The sequence below is a fragment of the Piscirickettsia salmonis LF-89 = ATCC VR-1361 genome (assembly GCF_000297215.2).
Lineage (GTDB): Bacteria > Pseudomonadota > Gammaproteobacteria > Piscirickettsiales > Piscirickettsiaceae > Piscirickettsia > Piscirickettsia salmonis.
On record NZ_AMFF02000102.1, the window covers coordinates 1 to 9,171 of the forward strand.

Genomic DNA, 9,171 nt, shown 5'->3' on the forward strand with positions numbered 1-9,171 from the left:
TTGTTGATGAGTTTTACCCGGATTCTGATCAATAAATTTTTGAAATTCTTTCATATCACTGATTTTATGGTTATAGCCCGTTTGGTAGCCAAACCTTGCTTTGACGTCTCCTGTATGATCACGCCTATTTTTCCAACGATGCAGAGTGTCTCGACTGATTTTTAAGAGCTTGGAAATTTGTGTAATAGGTATCCCTTCATCAATCATTTTTAGTGCTCGAATTCTTAAGTCATAACTGTAAGGAGAAGGCATCGTTTTTCCTTATTGTATTTTTTAACCTACTGATATTATGTCAGAAACTGTTAATCCAGCGCTATAACAGAATAACGATATGATCATAGGGCTTATTTGGGAAATAATTGCGGGTGCAAGATTCCTGGTAACAAGAGAGTTTGGGTAGTGCGGTAAAGCGTGCAAGATAGCGATTGTTAAGATAGCGTGCAAGTGAGCGAATAAAACCGCTGGTTGCATAGACAGTAAAGTAAATTACGAGAATAAATAATAAGATGCGAAAATGGTGGTCTTGAATAATATCCGGGTCGCGTAGAATTTTAAAATCGATGGCCAAAATGAAAAGCGTGGCTAAGCTAAAAAAGGTCAGGCCAATTAAAATTCCCCAACGGACCAGGTGATTACGTTCTTGGAGGTCTTTTACTATATTTGTCATAAGCGCTGCTCAACATATCCATATGTATGTTTAATATTTTTTTAAAACTTGGGCGGGCTGTCAATGCAAAACGATGAGTTTGAGATAATTTGTTTTTCATCAGCATGTGAGGGCGTTATTTTAGAAGGTGCAGGGCTGTGTGGTTTGGCGTAAGCGACCTTGGCGGTTGAGAATAAATTGTCGGCTTAGCTGAGGTGTGCAAAAACTTAATGTGCCATTGCTTGCTGCAATCCCACTTGCACCATAAAAGCTTAAATGATTACCGCGGTTCCAGGTGAGCTGAATAGAATGAGGTAAGGTGAATGTTGTAATCATCGGCTCTTCATGATCACGTTGATTGTTTTGATTTTGATCGAGAAAAAGCATTAAGGGGAGTTGCCAGTTTGTGTGGCAGTGAGTTTGGTTAGCCGTTGGGCACAAGGTGACTGTGTTTTGCTGATACAGGGCCTGTTCACGGCCCAGCTTAATCAGCTGCTCTAGCTGGGATGCGGCTTGTTGGTGTATTTGCTGCTCTTTGAGGTGGAATAAAGTGGGTAAGCTTAATAGAATAAGTGAGCTGAGCAGGGTCAGGACGATGAGCACCTCGATCAGACTAAAGCCCTGTAACGATGAATTTGGCGCAGCTTGTGAGTCTCGGGTATAATCTGCAATCATTGTTTGCCCTGTAGCTAATTTAGCGGGTGTTAGTCTAGTGTAGAAGGTTTAGCCAGCGTTGAAAATGGTGTGTTGAGAATGCATTTTAGGGCAAATTGTGGTGTAAAAACAAAAGTAAAAAGAAAGTAGGTAAGCTTCATGCAGACATTATGTATTGCAATGGCTCAGTTGTCGTTGCATGTGGGAGCCATTGAGGAAAAAGCAACGCGTATTATTCAATTGGCGGTCAGTCTTGACGGCCAAGCGGATGCGGTGGTGTTTCCGGAGATGACATTAACGGGTTACCCCGCAGAGGATTTATTATTACGAATGGATGTGCATGAACGTATTGAATCCGCATTAAAAATGATTGTTGAAGCCTCTTTGGATATTAACCTAGATATTCTTGTTGGTGCACCGGTATTTGATCAGGGGCAGATGTATAATGCCTTGATTCAAATTCGCCAAGGGGCGGAAGTGAAGCGTTATTACAAACGCTGTTTGCCAAATTATAGTGTGTTTGATGAAAAGCGTTACTTTGGGCCCGGTCAGCAAGATTGCCTCACTGAAATTGCAGGTGTGCCGGTGGCCTTGGCAATTTGTGAAGACCTTTGGTCTGATGAGGTCATGGCTGAAGCAGTGATAAGTCAAGCTAAGCTAATGATTAGTACCAATGCATCGCCGTATCATTTGAGAAAACAGCAGCAGCGTGTGCAGGTTGTCAAAGAGCGTGCTCAGCAAGGCAACATGCCATTGCTTTATGTACATTGGGCTGGCGCTCAGGATGATTTGATTTTCGATGGTTGCTCGTTTGTTGTCGATGCGACAGGCCGCTTGACAGAACAGGCTGCAGCGTTTCGTGAAGATGTGCGTATCGTTGAATTGCGCTGTGGGGAACATGACGAGTATATCCCGTATGCGCAAGCTTTGCCTCCAGTGTTAAGTGAAGACGCTGAAATTTATCAAGCCATTACTTTAGGCTTGCGTGATTATGTGCGTAAAAATAATTTTAATGGTGTGGTGCTCGGTTTATCCGGAGGAATTGATTCGGCCTTAAGTTTGGCGATTGCCGTTGATGCTTTAGGCGCTGAGGCGGTTGAAGCGATCATGTTGCCTTCTGAATATACCAGTCAGATAAGTTTAGATGATGCAAGAGCACAGGCGCAGATGCTTGGGGTAAACTACCATGTGTTGCCGATTACTGATAGTTATCAGGCTTTACAACAGGCGCTTGTGCCCGCACTTGGTGAGGGGCGACCATTTGGGGTGACCGATGAGAATTTACAAGCGCGTAGTCGGGGAGTCTTGCTGATGGCCGTGTCGAATGCGACAGGAAAAATGCTGTTGACTACGGGCAATAAAAGTGAAATGGCGGTGGGCTATGCGACTTTATATGGTGATATGTGTGGTGGCTACAATGCCTTAAAAGATGTGTTGAAAACGCGTGTATTTAAATTGGCCCATTATCGCAACACCTTATCGCTTGCGATTCCTGAGCGGGTGATTAGCCGGCCGCCGTCGGCAGAGCTTGCGCCGAATCAAAAAGATGAGGATAGCTTGCCGCCTTATGAAGTACTTGATCAAATTATTGAGCGTTATGTCGACTATGATCAAAGTGCCGTTGATATTATTAGCGCCGGCTTTAATGATGTTGATGTGAAGCGTATTTTGCGTTTGATTGGCCAAAATGAGTATAAGCGCCGACAGTCGGCGCCGGGGCCGCGTATTTCACAGCGAGCGTTTACACGTGAGCGTCGTTATCCATTGACTTCTGCGTTTGATCGAGATTTAGGGTAGCGCTATGTGGATTGCAATCACGGTTATTATTCTTGTTGTATTATTACTTGGGTTTGTGATTATTCGTCTGTTGCAGGCGCCGGCAGCAAATTTAGCTCTGGAGGTGGGAGAGCCGTTGGCAGGTGCGGAGACTGTATTTATGCATCAATTTGATAGGCGCATGAAAAAGCTTTTAGATGAATTAAAAGAGTTGCCTGCAGTCAATGATGCAGATTATCCAAAATGAAAAATAACGTATAAGAAAGGAGCTGGCGCTCCTTTTTTTATAGAATGCTATTGTATTAAATTTTTAAGCCATTTTAAGTAAAAATTAAGGGGAACCTGTGTCAGCTTACTCATTGCTTCGGCCTTTATTGTTTGCACTGCCAGCAGAAACAGCGCACCACCTCTCACTGTCATCAGCAAAGTGGTTAAATCACTTAGGTTTACTAACCGAGGTGAAAATCCGTCCGCAGCCGTGTCAGGTGATGGGTTTAGATTTTCCAAATCCGGTGGGTCTTGCCGCCGGCCTTGATAAAAATGCTGAATATATCGATGCACTGGCAACGCTGGGTTTCGGCTTTTTAGAAGTGGGAACGGTGACGCCAAAAGCGCAATTGGGTAACCCCAAGCCGCGTTTATTTAGAGTGAAAGAATATCAAGCTGTGATTAATCGTATGGGCTTTAATAATAAAGGTGTTGATTATTTAGTGGAGCAGGTCAAACATGCTAAATATACCGGTATTTTGGGGATTAATATCGGTAAAAATAAAGATACATCTTTAGAGTTAGCACATGAAGATTATTGCTTTTGCATGCGTAAAGTCTATGCTTATGCGAGTTATATTACTATTAATATCTCATCGCCGAATACGCCTGAATTAAGAAAGTTGCAAAATAAAGAATTTTTAGCAAAGTTACTTGAGTCTATTAAAGAGGAGCAGGCGGCTTTGGCAATAGCGCATAAACGCTTAGTGCCTGTGGTATTAAAACTAGACTCTGATATGGATGAGCCGGCCTTAATAAATGTGGCTGAATTGGTCTGTGAATATCAGTTTGATGGCGTGATTATCTCTAATACAACGGTCAGTCGTGATGAGATTATTGCTTCGCCGTTAGCGAAAGAAGTCGGTGGGGTCAGCGGTGCGCCTTTATTAGCGCGCTCAACGACGGTATTAAAACGCTTTGCTGAGCTTGTCGAGGGCAAAGTACCTTTAATTGGTGTGGGTGGCATTATGAGTGCAGAAGGGGCAATGTTGAAAAAGCAAGCTGGAGCACAATTAATTCAGCTGTACTCAGGTTTAGTGTATCAAGGACCTGAGCTTATTAAAGAAGTTGCTGCCGCTTGGCATTACTAGTGTTGCTAAATCAGCATTAAATTTAAAGTTAAGTTGCTGAGATTTAGACATCTGTCTACAATAAGGCTACATTTTACAACGAATTTGTATACGCTATAAGTACATTAAGTATATTTTAGTCAATCAATATTTAGATAAAAATAGAGAATAAAAAGAATGTCGATGGAGATAAATGAACACGTTGAAAGTTGTGCCTTGCATGAGTTTGCTGAAAAAGCTTACCTTGATTATTCCATGTATGTCATTCTTGATCGTGCCTTGCCTCATATTGGCGATGGCTTAAAACCGGTACAGCGCCGTATTGTCTATGCGATGAGTGAATTGGGCCTGCATGCGAGTGCGCAGTATAAAAAATCAGCGAGGACGGTTGGTGATGTTTTAGGTAAGTTTCACCCGCATGGGGATAGTGCCTGTTATGAAGCTATGGTACTAATGGCTCAGCCGTTTTCTTATCGTTATCCGCTGATTGATGGTCAAGGCAACTGGGGGTCATGTGATGATCCAAAGTCGTTTGCTGCCATGCGTTATACAGAATCACGTTTATCTAAGTATGCCAATAATTTACTCGAAGAAGTTGCACAAGGCACGGTCAATTGGTTGCCTAATTTTGATGGCTCGCTGCGTGAACCGGCATTATTACCGGCACGCTTACCCAATTTATTATTAAATGGTGTGACAGGGATTGCTGTAGGGATGTCGACGGATATTCCACCGCATAATATGCAAGAGGTGATTAATGCGTGTGTGCATTTGCTTGAACATCCAGCAGCAACACTTGAGGATGTGTGTGAATTTATTCAAGGTCCGGATTATCCAACAGCTGCTGAAATTATTACCTCACCTGCAGAGATCCAAAAGATTTATCAGCACGGTTTGGGGTCGATTAAGCAGCGAGCGATTTACCATAAAGAAAATGGTGATGTGGTGATTACGGCGTTGCCTTATCAAGTCTCAGGTGAAAAAATTCTTGAGCAAATTGCCGGCCAAATGCGGGCGAAAAAACTGCCAATGGTGGCCGATTTGCGCGATGAGTCTGATCATGAAAACCCAACACGCTTAGTGGTCACGCCGAGCGCTAAGCGCATTAATGTCGATGATTTGATGTTGCATTTATTTGCATCCACTGATTTAGAGAAAAATTATCGGGTTAATTTAAATATTGTTGGCCTAAATGGCTTGCCGCGCGTGTTTAATTTACTTGAGTTATTGCAAGAATGGTTGGTGTTTCGTCAAGGCGTCGTCCGTCAGCGCTTAACATATCGTTTGGGTAAAGTGGATGAGCGCTTGCATATTCTTGCTGGTTTATTGGTTGTTTTTGCGTGCTTGGATGACGTCATTGAAATTGTTCGCTTCGAAGACGATCCAAAACGGGCATTAATGACACGCTTTGAGCTTAGTGAGCTTCAGGTCAATGCCTTATTAGATATTAAATTAAGGCAATTAGCCAAGCTTGAAGAAGAAAAGTTACTCAAAGAGCAGGCTGATCTGCAAGCAGAAAAAGAAAAGCTTGAAGCGATTTTGGCTTCTGAACGCCGCTTAAAAACCCTGGTGCGTAAAGAGCTGCAGCAAACGCTAAAAGAACATGGAGATGGGCGCTGTAGCCCGATTGTTTGCCGTGGTGAAGCCAAAGTGCTTCAGGAAGTTGATTTAGTACCGACAGAGCCGGTGACGGTTGTATTATCGCAAAAAGGTTGGGTGCGTAGTGCGAAGGGACATCAGGTTGAAGGGCAAAATTTAAGTTATAAATCAGGCGATCGTTATCTTGCTGTCGCTCATGGTAGTAGCAATCAACAGGTGGCTTTTCTTGATAATACGGGGCGTAGTTACTCGCTGTTTGCTCATCTTTTGCCGTCGGCTCGAGGTTATGGTGAGCCACTGAGTCGTTGGTTTAAACTGCCAACGGGTGCGAGCATGCAGCAGGTGGTGATGGCACTGCCTGAAGATCACCTTGTTTTTACAACGAGTGCTGGTTATGGTTTTATTGCTAAATGCAGTGCACTTTATGGCAAAAATAAAGCAGGCAAGACATTTTTAAACCTCTCAGCTGAGGCCAAGGTATTAGCGCCGGTAACATTATCAAATGTAACCGATTATGTTGCTTTATTAAGTAGTGAAGGGCGGTTACTTATTCTTGCTGCTAAAAATATTGCGAACATGAGCAAAGGTAAAGGTAATAAATTATTACAGCTATCTGCGGATGAGCAGTTGCTTGCAGTGTGTGTTTTAATGTCGGGTGCTGAGTTAGTGGTCAGGACAGAGAAGCGCCAGCTTACCTTGGCGGCGAAAGACTGGCAAGTGTATATTGGTGAGCGCGGTCGCCGCGGTAGCAAGCTACCACGTGGCTTTCAGCAGGCTCTAAGTTTAGAGACCCCTAGTCAACAAAGCAGTTAAGTGCGGTTTCAACCATATCAAGGAACTGGTGTTGACGCTGCTCAGAGGAGGCGCGTTCCCCAGTGATCAATTGGTCACTGATGGTCATGATGGCAAGTGCCTGCGCCTGATAACGAGCCGCTAAGGTATAAAGGGCTGCGGTTTCCATATCAACGGCAAGGATGCCGTGCTCTTTGAGTGTATTGTATAGTGGCTGATCTTCGACATAGAAGCGATCAGTGGTTAAAATATTACCAATATGGCAGGTTTTTTGGCGAGTTTGTGCGGCTTGATGGGCGCGGCAGAGTAAATTAAAACTAGCAATCGGTGCATAGTCTATCGATTGAAAAGTCAGTTGATTAATATGTGAGTCGGTACAGGCCCCTTGAGCGAGGATAAGCTCACCCATGTTAATATGGGCTTGCAGCGCACCAGCAGTACCGACACGAATCAGATGTTTGACCTGATAATCATCTAAAAGCTCTTTGGCGTAAATGCTCATCGATGGCATGCCCATGCCGGTGCCTTGAACAGAAACACGCTTGCCTTGATAAGTGCCAGTAAAGCCAAGCATGCCACGAACTTTATTATAACATTCAGTATTTTCTAGAAATTCATTTGCGATGAGCTCGGCACGTAATGGATCGCCAGGCAGTAAAATGTTGTCAGCAATTTGCTCATTGTTTGCATCAATATGAATACTCATAATTTCGCCTTGTTTATAAAAAATAAAGATTAAATTTATGATCAATCTAACTCCAGTCTTATCTTAAATGTAAACCTAGGAGAGCGCAAAGGTGGGCTTTTAAACCAATCAAGCAAGTTAAGCAAGCAAGGTTATTCGTGTTATTTAAACTAAAATGTTGAAAAGCATCGATTCGCTTTAGGAGATTAATCTCGTGTATAATAGCCTTTTATTTTAAATTTTGAGTGGAAAACGATGGAAAATACAGTTGATATGATCAAAGGCCAAATTGCTGATACGGCGGTTTTACTCTATATGAAAGGCTCACCACAACAGCCACAATGTGGTTTTTCAGCACAAGCGGTTCAAGCCTTGATGGCGTGTGGGGTAAAATTTGGTTATGTGGATGTGTTAGCGAGTCCTGAGGTGCGTGCAACGCTACCGCAAGTATCGAGCTGGCCAACCTTCCCGCAGTTATTTATTAATGGTGAGCTCGTTGGTGGTAGCGATATTGTTGCTGAATTACACCAAAGTGGTGAGCTGCAAACCATGCTGGATGCTGTAAAAGGTGCAAGTGCTGAATAGTCGTTAGTTGGCGCTAGCAGAAAGTAGGCTGATTGAAAAAGAGTTGGAAAAATACCAAGTAAATGTATTTTGCTGATTTTTTTCAATTAGTTCTTGCTTTTATCGATTAGCTCCGTATAATGGGCCTCATTCTTTTGCGGGATGGAGCAGTCTGGTAGCTCGTCGGGCTCATAACCCGAAGGTCGTTGGTTCAAATCCAGCTCCCGCTACCATCTTTTTTTTATTTATTAGCCACTATAATTTAAATGATTAACTTTAGAGTCCTAAGCTGATTCTAGTGTTAGCTTTACACTTACACTTATCTTTTGCTCTGGCTTCTTAATTTTAATCCTCTTTTAATTTTGCCATTAAATAGCCATCAGTATATTTCCCTTGGTAGAGTGCATAATTTTTGCAATGACCTTCTATTTTAAAGCCGTGCTTTTCATAGAGGGCAATTGCGGCTTGATTTTGTGAATAGACTTCAAGCTCGATACGGATTTTTCCCAGCCAGTTAAAACAAAAATCAATCACATGGCAAGTTAATAAGCTACCGATGCCTTGGCCGCGGTAATTTTCATCGACGATAATACCAAAACTTGCACTATGGCTACGACGTGGTGTATCAGGAATAGAGATGGTTGACTCACCAATCACTTGATCTAGTTGCTTATCGACTGCGACGAAAGAATATTGATTGTTATGTTCTAATCGTTGCTGGTATTTTGCTATGATTTTATCGAGCGAGGGGGTGGGTAATTGGAAAGTGTTACTATACACGGACTTTTGACTGAATATGCGGTGTAAATCCTCGGCATCGTTGCTTTCATAACCGCGAATATAAATATCCATGATAGATAACTTCCTCCTGAAATAAAGCAGGCAGCCAAGCTGCCGTAAATACTTATATGTTATTTATTAGAAATGCACGGTCATATCAAGGCCAACTAAGTAGGCATGGGCTGTGACATCAGTATTGCTATAGGCGTCCATGCGGGCAATTTCGATACCTACATCAGTGCGATTATCTAACTCACCTTACGCACTGACATGATAAACAATGTATAATGAAATCTGATAGATACAGGGATTTCATCAGGAATGAATAAAGAGCTACT

The 9,171-nt window shown here is 42.7% G+C and carries 10 protein-coding genes and 1 tRNA gene; 6 read left to right on the forward strand and 5 right to left on the reverse strand.

Annotated features, from left to right (window positions below; translation table 11 throughout):
* The 3 genes from C200_RS10100 to C200_RS10110 all read right to left on the reverse strand — a co-directional run.
* Positions 1-252: helix-turn-helix domain-containing protein (locus tag C200_RS10100; RefSeq protein ID WP_033923759.1), on the reverse strand; the 252-nt coding region annotated here is incomplete at its 3' end.
* Positions 253-313: 61 nt separating this feature from the next.
* Positions 314-667, reverse strand: a complete 354-nt coding sequence (locus C200_RS10105) for a hypothetical protein (RefSeq protein ID WP_016211061.1) — start codon at positions 665-667, stop codon at positions 314-316.
* A gap of 120 nt (positions 668-787) precedes the next feature.
* A complete protein-coding gene (locus C200_RS10110; protein ID WP_016211058.1) occupies positions 788-1,321 on the reverse strand; it encodes a GspH/FimT family protein in 534 nt (177 codons plus the stop codon).
* 138 nt (positions 1,322-1,459) lie between these two features.
* Between C200_RS10110 and C200_RS10115 the strand changes: the two genes are divergently transcribed.
* The 4 genes from C200_RS10115 (at position 1,460) to parC (ending at position 6,825) form a co-directional block, all read left to right on the forward strand.
* Complete coding sequence (locus C200_RS10115) at positions 1,460-3,097, forward strand: NAD+ synthase (protein WP_032126660.1); 1,638 nt, start codon at positions 1,460-1,462, stop codon at positions 3,095-3,097.
* Between the two features lie 4 nt (positions 3,098-3,101).
* Positions 3,102-3,323 carry a hypothetical protein gene (locus C200_RS10120; protein ID WP_016211065.1) on the forward strand — a complete coding sequence of 74 codons (222 nt, stop codon included), beginning with the start codon at positions 3,102-3,104 and terminating at the stop codon, positions 3,321-3,323.
* A gap of 97 nt (positions 3,324-3,420) precedes the next feature.
* Positions 3,421-4,434 (forward strand): quinone-dependent dihydroorotate dehydrogenase, encoded by a 1,014-nt coding sequence (locus tag C200_RS10125; protein WP_016211066.1) that lies wholly within the window; start codon positions 3,421-3,423, stop codon positions 4,432-4,434.
* A gap of 162 nt (positions 4,435-4,596) precedes the next feature.
* Entirely contained in the window at positions 4,597-6,825 is a 2,229-nt protein-coding gene (parC, locus tag C200_RS10130) for a DNA topoisomerase IV subunit A (RefSeq protein WP_016211063.1), read from the forward strand.
* On the opposite strand, the gene deoD is transcribed toward parC, so the two are convergent.
* Complete coding sequence (gene deoD, locus C200_RS10135) at positions 6,806-7,510, reverse strand: purine-nucleoside phosphorylase (protein ID WP_032126658.1); 705 nt, start codon at positions 7,508-7,510, stop codon at positions 6,806-6,808. The two genes, parC and deoD, sit on opposite strands and share 20 nt — an antisense overlap.
* A 234-nt stretch (positions 7,511-7,744) precedes the next feature.
* Between deoD and grxD the strand changes: the two genes are divergently transcribed.
* Both grxD and C200_RS10145 read left to right on the forward strand, forming a co-directional pair.
* Entirely contained in the window at positions 7,745-8,074 is a 330-nt protein-coding gene (gene grxD / locus C200_RS10140; RefSeq protein WP_017377041.1) for a Grx4 family monothiol glutaredoxin, read from the forward strand.
* Positions 8,075-8,209: 135 nt separating this feature from the next.
* Positions 8,210-8,286: transfer RNA gene (locus C200_RS10145), tRNA-Met, on the forward strand.
* Positions 8,287-8,398: 112 nt separating this feature from the next.
* Here C200_RS10145 and C200_RS10150 read toward each other — a convergent pair.
* Positions 8,399-8,905 (reverse strand): GNAT family N-acetyltransferase, encoded by a 507-nt coding sequence (locus C200_RS10150; RefSeq protein ID WP_016211062.1) that lies wholly within the window; start codon positions 8,903-8,905, stop codon positions 8,399-8,401.
* Positions 8,906-9,171 lie beyond the last annotated feature (266 nt).

Excerpts from the sequence above, each read along its gene's own strand:
- C200_RS10105 (WP_016211061.1), bottom strand. The coding sequence starts at position 667 with ATGACAAATATAGTAAAAGACCTCCAAGAACGTAATCACCTGGTCCGT.
- C200_RS10110 (WP_016211058.1), bottom strand. The coding sequence starts at position 1,321 with ATGATTGCAGATTATACCCGAGACTCACAAGCTGCGCCAAATTCATCG.
- C200_RS10115 (WP_032126660.1), top strand. The coding sequence starts at position 1,460 with ATGCAGACATTATGTATTGCAATGGCTCAGTTGTCGTTGCATGTGGGA.
- C200_RS10120 (WP_016211065.1), top strand. The coding sequence starts at position 3,102 with ATGTGGATTGCAATCACGGTTATTATTCTTGTTGTATTATTACTTGGG.
- parC (WP_016211063.1), top strand. The coding sequence starts at position 4,597 with ATGGAGATAAATGAACACGTTGAAAGTTGTGCCTTGCATGAGTTTGCT.
- deoD (WP_032126658.1), bottom strand. The coding sequence starts at position 7,510 with ATGAGTATTCATATTGATGCAAACAATGAGCAAATTGCTGACAACATT.
- grxD (WP_017377041.1), top strand. The coding sequence starts at position 7,745 with ATGGAAAATACAGTTGATATGATCAAAGGCCAAATTGCTGATACGGCG.
- C200_RS10150 (WP_016211062.1), bottom strand. The coding sequence starts at position 8,905 with ATGGATATTTATATTCGCGGTTATGAAAGCAACGATGCCGAGGATTTA.